Origin of the sequence: Stenotrophomonas sp. TWI377 (assembly GCF_039674525.1) — a bacterium.
GTDB lineage: Bacteria > Pseudomonadota > Gammaproteobacteria > Xanthomonadales > Xanthomonadaceae > Stenotrophomonas.
The window spans coordinates 98,546-116,205 of sequence record NZ_JBDJNT010000012.1 but is presented as its reverse complement, the minus strand read 5'-3'; the positions used below and the strand labels follow the sequence as shown (position 1 = coordinate 116,205).

17 protein-coding genes and 3 tRNA genes are annotated in these 17,660 nt (G+C 63.3%); 19 read left to right on the top strand and 1 reads right to left on the bottom strand.

What is annotated here, in order from left to right; genetic code table 11:
- Positions 1-32 precede the first annotated feature (32 nt).
- From secG to ABE546_RS12045, 17 genes are all read left to right on the top strand, one after another.
- A complete protein-coding gene (gene secG, locus ABE546_RS12125) occupies positions 33-473 on the top strand; it encodes a preprotein translocase subunit SecG (protein ID WP_313208959.1) in 441 nt (146 codons plus the stop codon).
- 49 nt (positions 474-522) lie between these two features.
- A tRNA-Leu gene (locus ABE546_RS12120) sits at positions 523-607 on the top strand.
- Positions 608-719: 112 nt separating this feature from the next.
- Positions 720-1,076, top strand: a complete 357-nt coding sequence (locus tag ABE546_RS12115) for an NADH-quinone oxidoreductase subunit A (protein ID WP_026069699.1) — start codon at positions 720-722, stop codon at positions 1,074-1,076.
- Positions 1,067-1,621 (top strand): NADH-quinone oxidoreductase subunit B, encoded by a 555-nt coding sequence (locus ABE546_RS12110; protein ID WP_019182677.1) that lies wholly within the window; start codon positions 1,067-1,069, stop codon positions 1,619-1,621. The genes ABE546_RS12115 and ABE546_RS12110 overlap by 10 nt, the downstream gene beginning before the upstream one ends.
- A gap of 32 nt (positions 1,622-1,653) precedes the next feature.
- On the top strand, positions 1,654-2,406 hold the full coding sequence (locus ABE546_RS12105; protein WP_313208960.1) for an NADH-quinone oxidoreductase subunit C: 753 nt from the start codon (positions 1,654-1,656) through the stop codon (positions 2,404-2,406).
- Positions 2,403-3,710 carry an NADH-quinone oxidoreductase subunit D gene (locus ABE546_RS12100; RefSeq protein WP_313208961.1) on the top strand — a complete coding sequence of 436 codons (1,308 nt, stop codon included), beginning with the start codon at positions 2,403-2,405 and terminating at the stop codon, positions 3,708-3,710. The genes ABE546_RS12105 and ABE546_RS12100 overlap by 4 nt, the downstream gene beginning before the upstream one ends.
- A gap of 94 nt (positions 3,711-3,804) precedes the next feature.
- Complete coding sequence (gene nuoE / locus ABE546_RS12095; RefSeq protein WP_121038421.1) at positions 3,805-4,332, top strand: NADH-quinone oxidoreductase subunit NuoE; 528 nt, start codon at positions 3,805-3,807, stop codon at positions 4,330-4,332.
- A 3-nt stretch (positions 4,333-4,335) separates the two neighbouring features.
- On the top strand, positions 4,336-5,676 hold the full coding sequence (gene nuoF, locus ABE546_RS12090) for an NADH-quinone oxidoreductase subunit NuoF (RefSeq protein ID WP_346463826.1): 1,341 nt from the start codon (positions 4,336-4,338) through the stop codon (positions 5,674-5,676).
- On the top strand, positions 5,673-7,907 hold the full coding sequence (gene nuoG / locus ABE546_RS12085) for an NADH-quinone oxidoreductase subunit NuoG (protein WP_346463824.1): 2,235 nt from the start codon (positions 5,673-5,675) through the stop codon (positions 7,905-7,907). Before nuoF ends, nuoG begins: the two co-directional genes overlap by 4 nt.
- Positions 7,904-9,010, top strand: coding sequence for an NADH-quinone oxidoreductase subunit NuoH (gene nuoH / locus ABE546_RS12080; RefSeq protein WP_346463822.1), 1,107 nt, complete (start codon positions 7,904-7,906; stop codon positions 9,008-9,010). The genes nuoG and nuoH overlap by 4 nt, the downstream gene beginning before the upstream one ends.
- Before the next feature lie 3 nt (positions 9,011-9,013).
- Complete coding sequence (nuoI, locus tag ABE546_RS12075) at positions 9,014-9,502, top strand: NADH-quinone oxidoreductase subunit NuoI (RefSeq protein ID WP_121038409.1); 489 nt, start codon at positions 9,014-9,016, stop codon at positions 9,500-9,502.
- Between the two features lie 9 nt (positions 9,503-9,511).
- Positions 9,512-10,168: an NADH-quinone oxidoreductase subunit J gene (locus tag ABE546_RS12070; protein ID WP_121041162.1), complete on the top strand. Its 657-nt coding sequence runs from the start codon at positions 9,512-9,514 to the stop codon at positions 10,166-10,168.
- Positions 10,165-10,470 carry an NADH-quinone oxidoreductase subunit NuoK gene (gene nuoK, locus ABE546_RS12065; RefSeq protein ID WP_019182685.1) on the top strand — a complete coding sequence of 102 codons (306 nt, stop codon included), beginning with the start codon at positions 10,165-10,167 and terminating at the stop codon, positions 10,468-10,470. The genes ABE546_RS12070 and nuoK overlap by 4 nt, the downstream gene beginning before the upstream one ends.
- 7 nt (positions 10,471-10,477) lie before the next feature.
- Entirely contained in the window at positions 10,478-12,670 is a 2,193-nt protein-coding gene (gene nuoL, locus ABE546_RS12060) for an NADH-quinone oxidoreductase subunit L (RefSeq protein WP_313208966.1), read from the top strand.
- 23 nt (positions 12,671-12,693) lie between these two features.
- Entirely contained in the window at positions 12,694-14,202 is a 1,509-nt protein-coding gene (locus tag ABE546_RS12055) for an NADH-quinone oxidoreductase subunit M (protein ID WP_282260951.1), read from the top strand.
- Positions 14,203-14,238: 36 nt separating this feature from the next.
- Positions 14,239-15,699: an NADH-quinone oxidoreductase subunit NuoN gene (gene nuoN, locus ABE546_RS12050; protein ID WP_176989302.1), complete on the top strand. Its 1,461-nt coding sequence runs from the start codon at positions 14,239-14,241 to the stop codon at positions 15,697-15,699.
- A 126-nt stretch (positions 15,700-15,825) separates the two neighbouring features.
- Positions 15,826-15,902: transfer RNA gene (locus ABE546_RS12045), tRNA-Met, on the top strand.
- Between the two features lie 35 nt (positions 15,903-15,937).
- Here ABE546_RS12045 and ABE546_RS12040 read toward each other — a convergent pair.
- Complete coding sequence (locus ABE546_RS12040; protein WP_346463820.1) at positions 15,938-16,138, bottom strand: hypothetical protein; 201 nt, start codon at positions 16,136-16,138, stop codon at positions 15,938-15,940.
- A gap of 47 nt (positions 16,139-16,185) precedes the next feature.
- On the opposite strand from ABE546_RS12040, the gene ABE546_RS12035 reads away from it, so the two are divergent.
- Positions 16,186-16,262, top strand: a tRNA-Met gene (locus ABE546_RS12035).
- Positions 16,263-17,068: 806 nt separating this feature from the next.
- Positions 17,069-17,659: a ribosome maturation factor RimP gene (gene rimP, locus ABE546_RS12030; RefSeq protein ID WP_313208968.1), complete on the top strand. Its 591-nt coding sequence runs from the start codon at positions 17,069-17,071 to the stop codon at positions 17,657-17,659.
- Position 17,660 lies beyond the last annotated feature (1 nt).

Here is a 17,660-nt window from a genome sequence, read left to right as displayed (position 1 = left end):
GCCGGCACGACATGTCCGAGGACGGATTCGAAATGCTGATGTTGATCCTCAATGTGGTCTACGTGCTGGTCGCAGTGGCCATGATCGCGCTCATCCTGATGCAGCGTGGTTCCGGCGCGGCCGCAGGGTCGGGTTTCGGTGCCGGCGCCTCGGGCACTGTGTTCGGCGCGCGTGGCGCGTCCAACTTCCTGTCCAAGTCGACCAAGTGGCTGGCCGTGGTGTTCTTCGGCATCAGCCTCTTCATGGCCTGGTATGCCAGCCATGGCTCGCGCCCGGCGGCGCAGCAGGATCTGGGTCTGATGTCGGCTCCGGCCGCCAGTGCGCCAGCCGCGCCGGCAGGCGAGCTTCCGGCCGTGCCGAAGGCCCCGGAAACCCCGTCGCAGCAGCCTGTTCCGTCGGCCACTGTGCCGGCTCAGGCGGAAACCCCGAAATCTGGTGAAGAAAAGCCTTCGGAAGGCACCCAGACTCGCTGAAGACGGTTACAATATGCGGCGCACTGGAGAACAACCGGTGCGATCGTAAGCCCAGGTGGCGGAATTGGTAGACGCACTACCTTGAGGTGGTAGCGACGAGAGTCGTAGGGGTTCGAGTCCCCTCTTGGGCACCATTTGTTTGTAAGCGGGTTCGTCTGGCGCGCAAAGCGCCAGGTAGCGGTATCCGTCCACTCCCCCATGCCAAAGCGCCTGCAGGCGCAGCGGCAGAGGCAAGAGAGAATCGCTGTGCTGGCCGAATATTTGCCGTCTCTGCTGTTTCTGATCGTTGCCACCGGTATCGGCGTTGCGCTGATGCTGGTTGGCCGATTCCTCGGTCCCCGACGTCCTGATCTTAAAAAGCTCTCGCCGTACGAATGCGGCTTCGAGGCTTTCGAGGACGCGCGCATGAAGTTCGATGTGCGCTACTACCTGATCGCGATTCAGTTCATCGTATTTGATCTGGAAATCATCTTCATCGTGCCGTGGACCCAGGTCTTCATGGAACTGGGCGCACGTTCGCTGGTCACGATGGGCCTCTTCGTAGGCATGCTTTTCCTCGGTTTCATTTACGTCTGGAAGAAGGGAGCGCTGGAATGGGAGTAATTCAGACGCTCGACGGCCTGATGAACAACCCGGTCCCGGAAGGGCGGGTCGATGACATCCTGCGCCCCGAAGGCGACAACCCCCTGCTCGAAAAGGGTTACGTGACCACCAGCGTCGATGCGCTGTTGAATTGGGCGCGTACCGGTTCGATGTGGCCGATGACCTTTGGTCTGGCCTGCTGCGCAGTGGAAATGATGCACGCCGGTGCGGCGCGTCTGGATCTTGACCGGTACGGCGTGGTGTTCCGCCCGTCGCCGCGTCAGTCCGACGTGATGATCGTGGCCGGCACCCTGGTCAACAAGATGGCTCCGGCCCTGCGCAAGGTCTATGACCAGATGCCGGACCCGAAGTGGGTCATCTCGATGGGCAGCTGCGCCAACGGTGGCGGCTATTACCACTACTCCTATGCAGTAGTGCGTGGCTGTGACCGCGTGGTGCCGGTGGACATCTATGTCCCCGGCTGCCCACCTACCGCCGAAGCGCTGGTGTACGGGATCCTGCAGTTGCAGAAGAAGATCTGGCGTACGCAGACCATCGCCCGCTGACATCCCTCCTGACAAGAGCACGCCAAGCCCCCATGGCAGAGCAAGCACATTCCTTCATCGACCGACTTTCCGCACGTTTCGCAGGTGCGCAGGTCTTCGTGGTCGAACCCCGCGGCGAAGTGACGCTGGAAGTGCCCGCCGCTGACTGGCATGCCACCGCTCTGGCGCTGCGCGACGAATTCGGTTTCGAGCAGGCGGTTGACCTGTGCGGCCTGGACTACCTCGGCTATGGCAGCGACGAATGGGATACGGCCGATGTGTCGTCCCAGGGCTTCAGCCGTGGCGTAGAGGGCAAGTCCGTCGGTCGTTTCGCCTGGGGTGAATTCCCCACCCGCGAAACCAGCGATGGCGCCCAGCCGCAGCCGATCCCGCTGCAGCGTTTCGCCGTGGTTACCCAGCTGCGTTCCTACCAGCACAACCTCACGATGCGCATCCGTTGCTTTGCGCCGAACGAGGAGCTGCCGGTGGTCGCCTCGCTGACCAATATCTGGCCGGGCCTGAACTGGTTCGAACGTGAAGCGTTCGATCTGTTCGGCGTGATCTTCGAAGGTCACCCGGACCTGCGCCGGATCCTGACCGACTACGGCTTCGTCGGCCATCCGTTCCGCAAGGATTTCCCGCTGATCGGCAACGTCGAAGTGCGCTACGACGAAGAAAAACAGCGCGTCATCTATGAACCGGTGACCTCGGTCGAACCGCGTGTCGGCGTGCCGCGCGTGATCCGTGACGACGCCCGTTTCCAGACCGCTGCCGGTGAATCCGCGCAGTCGGAGGCAAGCAAGTGAGTGAATTCACCCAGGCCAGCCAGGCCTTTGCGAGCAACCCGGCCGAACTGCGCCAGGAAATCCGCAACTACACGATGAACTTCGGCCCGCAGCATCCGGCCGCGCACGGTGTGCTGCGCCTGATCCTGGAAATGGACGGCGAAACCATCATGCGTGCCGACCCCCACGTGGGCCTGCTGCACCGTGGTACCGAAAAGCTGGCCGAGTCCAAGCCGTTCAACCAGTCGATCGGCTACATGGATCGCCTGGATTACGTGTCGATGATGTGCAACGAGCACGCCTACGTGCGCGCGATCGAGACCCTTATGGGGATCGAGGCGCCGGAGCGTGCGCAATACATCCGCACCATGTTCGACGAAATCACCCGCATCCTGAATCACCTGATGTGGCTGGGGTCCAACGCGCTCGATCTGGGCGCGATGGCGGTCATGCTGTACGCCTTCCGCGAACGCGAAGAGCTGATGGACTGCTATGAAGCGGTCTCCGGCGCGCGCATGCACGCGGCGTACTACCGTCCGGGCGGCGTCTACCGCGACCTGCCGGACCACATGCCCAAGTACAAGGAATCGCGCTGGCACAAGGGCAAGGCCCTGAAGAACCTCAACGCCTCGCGCGAAGGTTCGCTGCTGGATTTCCTGGAGAACTTCACCGTTGAGTTCCCCAAGCGCGTGGACGAATACGAAACCCTGCTGACCGACAACCGTATCTGGAAGCAGCGTACGGTCGGCATCGGCGTGGTCACCCCGGAACTGGCGCATGCCTGGGGCATGACCGGCGTGATGCTACGCGGCTCGGGCATCGCCTGGGATCTGCGCAAGAAGCAGCCGTATGCCAAGTACGACGCGGTCGAGTTCGACATCCCGCTCGGCAAGGAAGGTGACTGCTACGACCGTTACCTGTGCCGCGTGGCCGAGATGCGCGAATCCAACCGCATCATCAAGCAGTGCGTGACCTGGCTGAAGGCCAACCCGGGTCCGGTCATGGTCAAGAACTTCAAGGTCGCGCCGCCCAGCCGCGAAGACATGAAGGACGACATGGAAGCGCTGATCCATCACTTCAAGCTGTTCAGTGAAGGCTACTGCGTCCCGGCCGGCGAAACCTACGCCGCCGTCGAAGCGCCCAAGGGCGAGTTCGGCTGCTACCTGATGTCCGATGGTGCCAACAAGCCGTTCCGCGTGCATCTGCGCGCGCCGGGCTTCGCCCATCTGTCCTCGATCGACTCGATCGTGCGCGGCCACATGCTCGCCGACGTGGTGGCCATGATCGGCACCTACGATCTGGTGTTCGGCGAGGTGGACCGGTGATCGCATCCGCTTGCACGACGCCTGACACCCGCCGGCTGCTGCCGGCGCTGCAGGTTCTGGTTTTTAACGATTTCGTATTCGCTGAGGTCGGCCGATGAAGGCGACAGGTAATTTCGAGGCGGCGCGCGACGTCGACCCGATGGTGGTCTTGAATGACAAGACCCGTGCGCACATCGATCACTGGCTGGCCAAGTTCCCGCCGGATCGCAAGCGCTCGGCTGTCCTGCAGGGCCTGCACGCCGCACAGGAACAGAATGCGGGCTGGCTGACCGACGAGCTGATCGCCGGCGTCGCCAAGTACCTGGATCTGCCGCCGGTGTGGGCCTACGAGGTCGCCAGCTTCTACTCGATGTTCGAACTGGAGAAGGTCGGCCGCCACAACGTCGCCTTCTGCACCAACATCAGCTGCTGGTTGAACGGTGCCGAAGACCTGGTCGCGCACGCCGAGAAGAAGCTCGGCTGCAAGACCGGTCAGTCCACCGCTGATGGCCGCATCTACCTCAAGCGCGAAGAAGAATGCCTGGCCGGTTGCGCCGGTGCGCCGATGATGGTCATCAATGGCCATTACCACGAGCGCCTGACCGTCGAGAAAGTCGACGAGCTGCTGGACGGGTTGGAGTAAGACATGGCACATCATCACGCACCCAGTGGTCCGGTCGGTCCCGCACCGTTGCCGCACCAGGTGGTCTACACCACCCTGCATTACGACACCCCGTGGTCGTATGAAAGCTACCTCAAGACCGGTGGCTACGCTGCCCTGCGCAAGATCCTCGAAGAGAAGATCTCGCCGGAGCAGGTCATCGAGATGGTCAAGCAGTCCAACCTGCGCGGCCGTGGCGGCGCGGGCTTCCCGACCGGCCTGAAGTGGTCCTTCATGCCCAAGGGCACCATGCAGAAGTACATCCTGTGCAACTCGGATGAATCCGAGCCGGGAACCTGCAAGGACCGCGACATCCTGCGTTACAACCCGCATTCGGTCGTGGAAGGCATGGCGATCGCCTGCTACGCCACCGGCTCGACCGTGGGCTACAACTACCTGCGTGGTGAGTTCCACCACGAGCCGTTCGAGAACTTCGAGCAGGCCCTGGCCGACGCGTACGCGAACGGCTGGCTGGGCAAGGACATCCTCGGCAGCGGCGTGGACATCGACATCTACGGTGCGCTGGGCGCCGGCGCGTACATCTGCGGCGAAGAAACCGCGCTGATGGAATCGCTGGAAGGCAAGAAGGGCCAGCCGCGCTACAAGCCGCCGTTCCCGGCCAACTTCGGCCTGTACGGCAAGCCGTCGACGATCAACAACACCGAGACCTATGCCTCGGTGCCGGCGATCATCCGCAATGGTCCGGAGTGGTTCCAGGGCCTGAGCCTGACCAAGAACGGCGGTCCGAAGATCTTCTCGGTCTCCGGTTGCGTGCAGAAGGGCGGCAATTTCGAAGTGCCGCTGGGCACCACCTTCGACGACCTGCTGGAAATGGCCGGTGGTCTGAAGCCGGGCCGCACGCTCAAGGGCGCGGTCCCGGGCGGCGTCTCGATGCCGGTGCTGAAGGCTGAAGAGCTCAACGGCCTGCAGATGGATTACGACACCCTGCGTGCCCTCGGCACCGGTCTGGGGTCGGGCGCCATCGTGGTGCTGGATGACAGCGTCTGCTGCGTCAAGTTCGCCTGCCGCATCAGTCAGTTCTTCCACAAGGAATCCTGTGGGCAGTGCACCCCGTGCCGTGAAGGCACCGGCTGGATGCACCGCGTGCTGGAGCGCATCGTCGCCGGCAAGGCCACGATGGAAGACCTGCATCAGTTGAAGACGGTGGCCGGCCAGATCGAAGGCCACACCATCTGTGCGTTCGGTGAAGCGGCGGCATGGCCCATCCAGGGCTTCCTGCGCCAGTTCTGGGACGAATTCGAGTACTACATCGTCAACGGTCATTCGATGGTTGACGGCAAGAAGGTGGAGGCAGCCGCCGCATGAGCGCGCAACCCGTAAACCCGAGCGTGCCACCGGATCATGTGACCGTCGAAATCGACGGCCAGTCCCTGGTCGTGCCCAAGGGCTCGATGATCATCCAGGCCGCCGACAAGGCCGGCATTCCGATCCCGCGCTTCTGCTACCACGAGAAGCTGCCGATCGCCGCCAACTGCCGCATGTGCCTGGTCGACGTGGAAAAGTCGCCCAAGCCGGCACCGGCCTGCGCCACGCCGGTCATGGATGGCATGAAGGTCGCCACCCGCAGTGAAAAGGCGCTGAAGTTCCAGCGCTCGGTGATGGAATTCCTGCTGATCAACCATCCGCTGGACTGCCCGATCTGCGATCAGGGCGGCGAGTGCGAGCTGCAGGACGTGTCGCTGGGCTATGGCCGTTCGGTCAGCCGTTTCAACGAGCGCAAGCGCGTGGTGCCCGACGAGGACATCGGTCCGCTGGTCGCCACCGAGATGACCCGCTGCATCCAGTGCACCCGCTGCGTCCGCTTCACCGCCGACGTTGCCGGTACCTACGAGCTGGGTGGCATGTACCGCGGTGAGAACCTGCAGATCGGCACCTACGACGGCAAGCCGCTGACCACCGAGCTGTCCGGCAACGTCGTCGACGTCTGCCCGGTCGGCGCGCTGACCAACAAGGTGTTCCAGTTCCGCGCCCGTCCGTGGGAACTGACCGCGCGCGAGTCGCTGGGTTACCACGACGCGATGGGCTCGAACCTGTTCCTGCACGTGCGCCGCGGCGAAGTGCTGCGCGCCGTGCCGCGTGACAACGAAGCCGTCAACGAATGCTGGCTGTCCGATCGCGACCGCTATTCGCACCAGGGCCTGTACAGCGAAGACCGTGCGGTCAAGCCGCTGCGCAAGGTCAATGGCGAGTGGAAGGAAGTGAGCTGGGCTGAAGGCCTGGCCGCTGCCAAGGAGATCTTCGCTGCCAACCAGGGCGACGACCTCGGTGTGCTGGTGCACCCGTCGGCCTCGAACGAGGAGGGCGCACTGCTGGCCCGTCTCGCCACCGGCCTGGGTACCACGAACATCGATCACCGCATCAACAACCGCGACTTCTCCGACGCCGCCACCGCCGAAGTGTTTGGCCTGCCGCTGGCGGAGATCGAAGGCGCGGACAGCATCGTTGTTCTGGGCAGCAACATCCGCCACGAGCTGCCGCTGCTGCATGCCCGCCTGCGCAAGGCACAGACCACGCGCAATGCGAAGATCCACGCCGTCAATCCGGTGGACTTCGATTTCGCGTTCAAGCTGGCCAGCAAGCAGATCGTCGCCCCGTCGGCCTTCATCGACGCACTGGGCAACGCCGAGCTGCGTGACGCCGTCAAGGGCGCCAGCAATGCGGTGCTGATCGTCGGTGGCATCGCCGAAAACCACCCGCAGGCTGCCGCGATCCGCGCTGCCGCGCGTGATTTCGCCGCCGCGACCGGTGCCAAGCTGTGCCGCATCCCGCAGGGCGCCAATGCCGTGGGCCTGACCCGCGCCGGTGTACTGCCGGCCGGCAAGGACGTCAACGCCATGCTGGCCCAGCCGCGCAAGGCCTATGCCATCTATGGCATCGAGCCGGGCCTGGACTTCGCCGACGCCGCCGCTGCCCGCAAGGCACTGGCCGGTGCCCAGGTGGTGGCTTTCAGCCAGTTCGCCTGTGCCTCCACCCGCGACGTCGCCGACGTGATCCTGCCGATCGGCGCGCTGCCGGAAGTGGATGCCACCCTGACCAACCTTGATGGTCGCGAGCAGTCGGCCCGTGCCGGCGGCAAGCTGCCGGGTGAGGCGCGTGAAGGCTGGCGTGTGCTGCGTGCACTGGGCGGCGAACTGTCGCTGGCCGGTTTCGAGTTCACCGATCTGGCCGGCCTGCGCGCCAGCCTGGCACCGGTCAGCGTCACCGTCTCGTCCTCGGCGGCAACGCCGGTGGCAGGTGAGGGCCTGGAAGTGACCTCGACCGCCGCGATCTACCGCACCGATGCGGTGGTCCGTCGCGCCCAGGCACTGCAGTCGCATCCGCTCAACACCGCGCCGCGCATCGTGCTCAACACCGCCGATGCCGCCCGCCTGCAGTTGGCCGAAGGGCAGATGGCCAAGGTCGGCACCGATGCCGGTCGCGCCACCCTGCCGGTGGTGGTCGACGCCCGCGTCGCCGCGGGGTCGGTCTGGATTGAATCGGGCCACGGTGCAACCGCACCGCTGGGTGCCGCACGCGTAACGGTGGTGGCTGCATGAACGAATTGCTGTTGAACGCGGTCGACCCGCTGCACCAGTGGCTGCTGTCACTGGGCGACATCGGCGCGCTGCTCTGGATCATCCTGAAGATCCTGGTGATCGCCATGCCGGTGATCATCTCGGTGGCCTTCTACGTGGTCTGGGAGCGCAAGCTGATCGGCTGGATGCACGTGCGTCATGGCCCGATGTATGTCGGCATGGGCATCTTCCAGGCCTTCGCCGACGTCTTCAAACTGCTGTTCAAGGAAATCATCCAGCCGAGCAGCTCGCACAAGGCGATGTTCATCCTTGCGCCGCTGATCACGCTGGGCCCGGCCTTCGCGGCCTGGTCGGTGATTCCCTTCGACGCGCAGATCGTGCTGTCCAACGCCAACGCCGGCCTGCTGTATCTGCTGGCGATGACCTCGCTGGGCGTGTACGGCATCATCCTGGCCGGTTGGGCCTCCAACTCGAAGTATGCGTTCCTGGGTGCCATGCGCGCCTCGGCGCAGATGATCAGCTACGAAATCGCGATGGGCTTCGCCCTGGTCGGCGTGATGATCGCCTCGGGCAGCCTCAACCTGAGCAACATCGTGATGGCGCAGGCGGGCAACTCCGGTCTGTTCGACTGGTTCCTGCTGCCGCTGTTCCCGTTGTTCATCGTGTACTGGGTGTCCGGCGTCGCCGAAACCAACCGCGCGCCGTTCGACGTGGTGGAAGGTGAATCGGAAATCGTGGCCGGCCACATGGTCGAATACTCCGGTGGTGCCTTCGCGCTGTTCTTCCTGGCCGAATACGCCAACATGATCCTGATCAGCTTCCTGATCTCGATCTTCTTCCTCGGTGGTTGGCTGAGCCCGTTCCAGGGTTGGTTCGACATCCAGCTCAGCAACCAGGCCATTGCGCCGTGGGTTGAGTGGATCTGGGTGGGCGGTTGGCCGTGGCTGCTGCTGAAGGTCTTCTTCTTCGCCAGCTCCTACATCTGGTTCCGTGCCAGCTTCCCGCGCTTCCGTTACGACCAGATCATGCGTCTGGGCTGGAAGGTCTTCATCCCGCTCACCATCTTCTGGATTGCAGTGACGGCGTTGATGGTGTTTTACGGCGTGATCCAGAAGGGCGTCTAAGCGATGAACCGAATTACTCACTACTTCAAAAGCCTGCTGCTCCTTGAGCTGCTCGGTGGTCTGTGGCTGACCCTGAAGTACGCCTTCAAGCCGAAGTACACGATGATGTACCCGATGGAGAAGTTCCCGCAGTCGCCGCGTTTCCGCGGTCTGCATGCACTTCGCCGCTACCCCAACGGTGAGGAACGCTGCATCGCATGCAAATTGTGCGAAGCGGTGTGCCCGGCGCTGGCGATCACCATCGATTCGGCCAAGCGCGAGGACGGCACCCGCCGTACCACCCGTTACGACATCGATCTGTTCAAGTGCATCTTCTGCGGCTTCTGTGAAGAAAGCTGCCCGGTGGACTCGATCGTCGAGACCCACATTCTCGAGTACCACTTCGAGAACCGTGGCGAGAACATCGTTACCAAGCCGCAGCTGCTGGCCATCGGTGATCGGCTTGAAGCCGAGATCGCCGAGCGTCGCGCCGCCGATGCCGCTTTCCGCTGAGGTCGAATGATGGATTGGGTAAATATCAGTTTCTGGGTCTTCTCCATCGTGGCGGGCATTTCCGCTGCGGCGGTGATCAGCGTGCGCAATCCGGTCTACGCCGTGTTGTGCCTGATCCTGACCTTCTTCTCCGTGGCCTGCATCTGGATCCTGGTCGGAGCCGAGTTCCTCGGTGTCGCGCTGGTGCTGGTCTACGTCGGCGCGGTGATGGTGCTGTTCCTGTTCGTGGTGATGATGCTGGACATCGATCCCTCCAACCTGCGTGAGGGCTGGGTGCGTTACCTGCCGCTCGGCCTGGTGGTGGCGGTGACGATGCTGGTGCAGATGCTGGTGCTGATCGGCGTGAAGGGCAGGGCGGTCAATCCGTTCCCGGCCGACAACGCTGCCGCGCTGGCCGCCGACACCTCCAACATCACCTGGCTGGCCCGCAGCCTGTTCACCGAGTACCTGCTGCCGTTCGAGTTCGCCGCCGTCATCCTGACCGTGGCCGTGGTTGCCGCCGTGATGCTGACCCTGCGTCGCCGCACCGGCCTGAAGACACAGAACCCGTCCGAGCAGACCATGGTCAAGGGCAGCGATCGCCTGCGCATCGTCAAAATGGATGTGGAGAAGCCGGTCGTGCACACCAACATCAAGCCGTCCAGCAACGAGGAGGCGCAGCCATGATCACGCTTGGCCATATTCTGGCGCTGGGTGCGGTGCTGTTCTGCATCAGCCTTGCCGGCATCTTCCTCAACCGCAAGAACATCATCGTGCTGTTGATGTCCATCGAGTTGATGCTGCTGTCGGTCAACATCAATTTCGTCGGGTTCTCGCGTGAGATGGGTGATACGGCCGGACAGCTGTTCGTCTTCTTCATCCTGACCGTGGCCGCGGCCGAGGCCGCCATCGGCCTCGCGATCCTGGTAACCCTGTTCCGTACTCGCCGCACCATCAATGTCGGCGAAGTCGATTCGCTGAAGGGCTGATCCGTAGATGGAAATCACTCTCTCCAAGAGTCTGTTGATCGCAGTGGTGCTTGCACCGCTGTTCGGCAGCATCATCGCCGGCCTGTTCGGTCGTCAGGTCGGTCGCGCTGGCGCGCAGGCGGTCACCATCCTCGGCGTGGCGGTCAGCTGCGTGCTGTCCAGCTACGTGCTGTACATGCTGCTGTGGGGCGGCGCCCAGCCGTTCAACCAGAACCTCTATACGTTCTTCGAAGTGGGCCAGTACTCGGCGCACGTCGGCTTCATGGTCGACAAGCTCACCGCGATGATGATGGTCGTGGTGACCTTCGTGTCGTTCCTGGTGCACGTGTACACCATCGGCTACATGCAGGATGACCCGGGCTACCAGCGGTTCTTCAGCTACATCTCGCTGTTCACCTTCTCGATGCTCACCCTGGTGATGAGCAACAACTTCCTGCAGCTGTTCTTCGGCTGGGAAGCGGTGGGCCTCGTCTCGTACCTGCTGATCGGTTTCTGGTTCAAGCGCCCGACCGCCATCTTCGCCAACATGAAGGCCTTCCTGGTCAACCGTGTCGGTGACTTCGGCTTCATCCTCGGCATCGCCGGCGTGCTGTGGGTGTTCGGCACCCTCGATTACGCCACCGTGTTCGCCAATGCCCAGGTGCTGGGCCATCCGGACGCGCTGATCCAGATCTGGTCGGGCACGATCGACCTGTTCGGCACCTCCATCCCGGTGATGAGCGAGCCGGTGATCTGGTCGGTTGCCACGGTGATCTGCATCTGCCTGTTCATCGGTGCAATGGGCAAGTCGGCCCAGGTGCCGCTGCACGTCTGGCTGCCGGACTCGATGGAAGGCCCGACCCCGATCTCGGCCCTGATCCACGCCGCGACCATGGTCACCGCGGGCATCTTCATGGTCACCCGCATGTCGCCGCTGTTCGAGCTGTCGCAGACCGCGCTGAACTTCGTGCTGTTCATCGGCGCCACCACCGCGTTCTTCACCGGCCTGATCGGCATCGTGCAGAACGACATCAAGCGCGTCGTCGCGTACTCCACGCTGTCCCAGCTGGGTTACATGACCGTGGCGCTGGGTGTGTCGGCCTATTCGGCCGCCGTGTTCCACCTGATGACCCACGCCTTCTTCAAAGCGCTGCTCTTCCTCGGCGCGGGCTCGGTGATCATCGCGATGCACCACGAGCAGGACATGCGCAAGATGGGCGGCCTGCGCAAGTACATGCCGATCACCTTCGTCACCATGTGGATCGGTACGCTGGCCCTGGTCGGTACCCCGTTCTTCTCCGGCTTCTACTCCAAGGACACCATCATCGAGGCCGCGCAGCACCACGCGCATGTGTCCTCGAGCTGGGTGGCAACCTACGGGTACTGGGCGGTGCTGGGTGGCGTGGTCGTGACCAGCTTCTACAGCTTCCGTCTGCTGTTCCTGACCTTCCATGGCAAGGAACGCTTCCGCGATGCGCATGACGATCACGGCCATGGCCATGACGGTCACCACGCCGCTGACGCGCATGCAGCCGATGCCCACCATGGCGACGCGCATCATGACGATCATGGCCACGGCCATGGCGCGCATGAGCCGCACGAGACCCCGTGGGTGGTGACGCTGCCGCTGATCCTGCTGGCGATCCCCTCGATGGTCATCGGTTTCTTCAGCATCGGTCCGATGCTGTACGGCACCGACTGGGCCGGCCACCATGCCGACGCTGCCATCCCGGGCCAGGTGCATTCGTTCTTCACCGGCATCGTTGATTTCTACGACCCGGCGCGCAACACCATTGGTGCGCTGGCCGAAGAGTTCCACGGCCCGGTGGCCTTCGCCATTCACGGCATGATGGCCCCGGCCTTCATCCTGACGGTGGTCGGTTTCCTGCTGGCGGCGCTGTTCTACCTGTGGAAGCCGGAACTGGCCGGCAAGGCCCGCAAGACCTTCGCGCCGATCGTGTCGGTGCTGGAGAACAAGTACGGCTTCGACAAGCTCTGGATCGGCGGGTTCGCCGGCGGCGGTATCAAGCTCGGCAAGGTTTCGCGCGCGATCGACACGAATGTGGTCGATGGTGTGGTGGTCAACGGTTCGGCGCGCCTGATCGATCTGGCGGCCAACCTGCTGCGTCGCACCCAATCCGGTTTCCTCTATCACTACGCCTTCGCGATGATCATCGGCCTGATTGCCCTTCTGGGCGTCCTGATGCATTACCTGCGTTGATGACCTGTACGGAATAAGAAGACGTGTCGAACTGGCCCCTACTTAGTGTTCTCATCTGGCTGCCGATCATCGGCGGTGCCTTGATCCTTGCCATCCGTGATGCCCAAACCGCCCGGTGGGCGTCCCTGGGCGTCGCGGTGCTGACCTTCGTGGCCAGCCTGTCGCTGCTCAGCGGCTATGACACGGGAATCGACGCGCTGCAGTTCGTCGAGACCCGCGCCTGGATTCCCGCCTACGACATCGGCTACAACCTCGGCGTCGACGGCATCGCGATCGCGCTGATCCTGCTGACCACGCTGGTCTCGGTGCTGGCCCTGATCGGTGCCTGGAGCGCGATCGACAAGCGCGTGAACCAGTACGTGGCCGCCTTCCTGATCCTGGAAGGTGTCACGGTGGGTATCTTCTCTGCGACGGACGCGATGCTGTTCTACGTGTTCTTCGAAGCGATGCTGATCCCGATGTTCCTGATCATCGGTGTCTGGGGCGGCCCGCGCCGCATCTACGCCGCGCTGAAGTTCTTCCTGTACACCTTCCTCGGCTCGGTGCTGATGCTGGTGGCCCTGATCTATCTGTACCTGAAGGGCGGCAGCTTCCAGCTGGCCGACCTGTACCAGCTGCAGCTGTCGGGCAAGGAACAGACCTGGATCTTCTTCGCGTTCCTGATCGCCTTCGCGGTCAAGGTGCCGATGTTCCCGGTCCACACCTGGCTGCCGGACGCCCACGTGGAAGCGCCGACCGCCGGTTCGGTGATCCTGGCCGCCATCGCCCTGAAGATCGGTGGCTACGGCTTCCTGCGCTTCAACCTGCCGATCGTGCCGGATGCCTCGCATGAATGGGCCTGGCTGGTGATCGCACTGTCGCTCATTGCGGTGATCTACGTCGGCCTGGTCGCCCTGGTGCAGGACGACATGAAGAAGCTGATCGCCTATTCGTCGATCGCCCACATGGGCTTCGTCACCCTGGGCACCTTCATCGCTCTGTGGCTGGTGCGTGACGCTGGTAACCCGGACGCCGCCCGCCTGGGCCTGCAGGGCGCGATGGTGCAGATGGTCTCGCACGGTTTCGTGTCCGGCGCGATGTTCTCCTGCGTCGGCGTGCTCTACGACCGCATGCACAGCCGCCGCATTGCCGATTACGGCGGCGTGGTCAACGTGATGCCCTGGTTCGCCACCTTCGCCATGCTGTTCTTCATGGCCAATGCCGGCCTGCCGGGTACCAGCGGTTTCGTCGGTGAATTCATGATCATCATGGCCAGCTTCCAGCGCAATCCGTGGCTGGCGCTCGGCGCGGCGAGCACCCTGGTGATCACCGCGGCGTATACGCTGTGGCTGTACAAGCGCGTGTTCTTCGGTGAAGTGGCCAACGCCCATGTCGCCGAACTGAAGGACATCAACGGTCGCGAGTGGCTGGTGTTGGGTGTATTCGCCGTGGGCACCCTTGCCCTGGGCCTGTACCCCAAGCCGCTGACCGACCTGATGGAGCCCTCGATCGCGAAGCTGGCGATGCAGATCGCATCCAGCAAGCTGCTGTAATCGGGCCGTCGAGAGTATTGATTCCAGGATTTGATGATGACCACCTCGCCGCTGTTGCCACTGACCGCCGCTGACCTCCCGCCGCTCGCTCCCGAGCTGGTGCTGGTTGGCAGTGCGTTCGCCCTGTTGATGCTTGATCTTTTCATCAGTGAGAAGAACAAGATCTGGACCCACCTGTTCTCGATCGCTGCGCTGGCGGTCGTCTTCTTCATGCTCGCCACCGGAGTGGGCGGGCAGGGCGAGGTCTTCCACGGCATGTTCGTCCGCGACAACGCGGCCGACGTGATGAAGACCGTGATCGTGCTGTGCAGCGGCCTGACCCTGATCTACGGCTGGAGCTACCTGCGCGAGCGCAAGCTCTACCAGGGCGAGATCCCGGTGCTGATCCTGTTCGCCACCGCGGGCATGATGATCCTGGTCTCGGCCGGCAGCCTGCTGATGGTCTATCTGGGCCTGGAACTGCTGGCGCTGTGCTCCTACGCCCTGGTGGCCAGCAACCGTGAAAACGGTCTGGCCTCGGAAGCGGCGATGAAGTACATCGTGCTCGGCTCGCTGGCATCGGGCCTGCTGCTGTACGGCATGTCGCTGATCTACGGCGCCACCGGTTCGCTGCACCTGGACGCCATCAACGCCGCCATCCCGCATACCGAAGAGAAGATGCTGCTGCTGACCGGCGCGGTGTTCATGATCGCCGGCGTGGCCTTCAAGCTGGGTGCGGCCCCGTTCCACATGTGGCTGCCCGATGTGTACCAGGGTGCCCCGGCACCGGTCGCGCTGTTCATCAGCTCGGCCCCGAAGCTTGCCGCGTTCGGCATGGCCTACCGCCTGCTGGAAATGGGCGTGGGTCCGCTGGCCGACGAGTGGAAGTACCTGATCGGTGGCCTGGCCGCACTGTCGCTGGTGATCGGCAACCTGATGGCGATCGCGCAGACCAACCTCAAGCGCATGCTGGCGTTCTCGACTGTCTCGCACATCGGCTTCCTGCTGATGGGCATGGCCGGGGGTGGCGAGCGGGGTTACTCGGCGGCACTGTTCTACGCCCTGAGCTACGCGATCATGTCCACGGCTGCGTTCGGCGCGATCATCGCGCTGTCGCGCAACGGCTTTGAAGCCGAGAAGATCGAAGACTTCAAGGGCCTCAATGCCCGCAACCCGTGGATGGCCGGCCTGGTGCTGTGCATCATGGCGTCGCTGGCAGGCATCCCGCCGTTCCTGGGCTTCTGGACCAAGCTGGCCGTCCTCGGCGCGGCGATCCAGGGCGACATGCTGTGGCTGGCCATGGTCGGCGTGATCTGCGCCGTGATCGGCTGCTTCTACTACCTGCGCGTGATCAAGGTCATGTACTTCGATGAGCCGGTGGGTGAGCCGCTGCCGGCCAACAACGATCGCGTCCTGGGCGTGGTGCTGGGCGTGAATGCCCTGGCGTTGCTGGCCCTGGGCGTGGCGTGGAACCCGATCATGGTGTGGTGCCAGCAGGCATTTGCACATATTTCGTAAAAAACGATACAAACGTGCGCAACTCGTGTAATATTCATCTCCTGAGTTGTTGATGCAGCGGTTTCGCCAGAACATCGTTGCGGTAGGTGCCAACCGTTGGTTGGCACACAACTCATCCGCTTCTGCTGCGGGGTGGAGCAGTCTGGCAGCTCGTCGGGCTCATAACCCGAAGGTCGCAGGTTCAAATCCTGCCCCCGCTACCATATAGCTCCGGTGCAAACCGGAGGCAGTGGACGAATCAAGCGATGCCGGAAACGGTGTCGCTTTTTTCGTTGTAGAGCCGACCGTTGGTCGGCTGCTCCAGCTGCTCCAGCTGCTCCAGCTGCTCCAGCTGCTCCGGCTGCTCCGGCTGCTCCGGCTGCTCCGGCTGCTTCGGACCTTTCGGTAGAGCCGACCGTTGGTCGGCTGCCTTTCCTGGACGTCGAACGATATGTTTCACAAGGGGGTTGCACGGTAGTGAAAACTCCCTTACAATTCCGCTTCTGCTGCGGGGTGGAGCAGTCTGGCAGCTCGTCGGGCTCATAACCCGAAGGTCGCAGGTTCAAATCCTGCCCCCGCTACCACAGAAAATCTGCAGTGCAGATGCAGTAGACGAAAAGGCGATCTCGGCAACGAGGTCGCTTTTTTCGTTGTGGCATCTGCGACGTGGACGGCGACGCGGCATGACAGTGGAAAGGTCGGCGGAGCGGGGCGATGGCGGCTGCGGCGACGATGCTCGACAGGCAGTCAGCGTCAATGACACGTTGTCGCCTGAGATGCTGCCCCGCCTTTGCTTGCAACTTCAGTGACTGCCCAGGCATTTCCGTAGGCAGCGGTGTGGGCAGGTTGGCGGGACCATTGGGGCGACATGGATGTCGCCCATGAGACCCCAAGGGTGAGGGCGCATTGCTTGCGAGGCACTGCCTCGCATGCGTTCGAACGCACAGCCGCCAGCAGCTGGGCCGGGCCGCGGAGCGGGGTTCACGGCGCGTCCCGCGGACCTGCCCATACCGATGTCCGCGCCGAAGGATGAAACAACGGCTTTTGCCGTTCAGCTTTCCGAATAGAGGCGCCAGCAGCCACCCCAACCATTGCACCAGCGCGGTGCAACGGCTATCATCAGTGGCTTAGCGGACTGTCTACTCATCTCCTCTCAACGGATATGAACAGGCCCCGCAACCGGCTTCCAGGAAACGGCAACCTGTACCCAGGCCGCCGTGACCCCCGGAACGCTGGGCTCGCAGGAACGCACCACGTGCGTCTCTGCACCGGAATCCAGCATGACCGGAGTTGTACCGGACAGGGGCCCAACGGGCCCTTTGTTGTTTCCGGAAGGTGGTCCATGCAACGGACCAGACCCGTATTTCTTTTCAACGAATCAAGGCCGACTGTGAGCGACAAGGCAACCGAAATCGCGAATCTGCTCGCCCCCACCGTTCAGTCGCTGGGTCTCGAGCTGCTGGGCGTGGAATATCTCACCGCCCCGGGTGGTGCCACGCTGCGCCTGTACATCGACGTGCCGCTGGCCGAACAGCCCGAGCGCATCGTCAACATCGACGACTGCGAACGTGTCAGCCGCGAAGTGTCTGCCCAGCTGGACGTCGAAGACCCGATCACGGCGAACTACACGCTGGAAGTGTCTTCGCCGGGCGTGGACCGCCCGCTGTTCACCGGCGACCAGTTCGAGCGCGCCATCGGCGAATCCGCCAAGGTGACGCTGAGCCTGCCGCAGGATGGCCGCCGCCGTCTGCAGGGCGAGATCCTCGCCGTGGATATCGAACAAGGCACGGTCACCTTCAAGGTCGACAATGCCCCGTTTACCGCCGACATCGAGAACATCGACAAGGCGCGCATCATGCCGGACTGGGCCGCCCTCGGCCTGGCTCCGACCAAACCGACTGGCCCGGCACCCAAACAGGGTGGCAAGGCGAACAAGAAACCATCCAACGAGCCGGCGGCCAAAAAGCCGCGCGCGGAGTGAG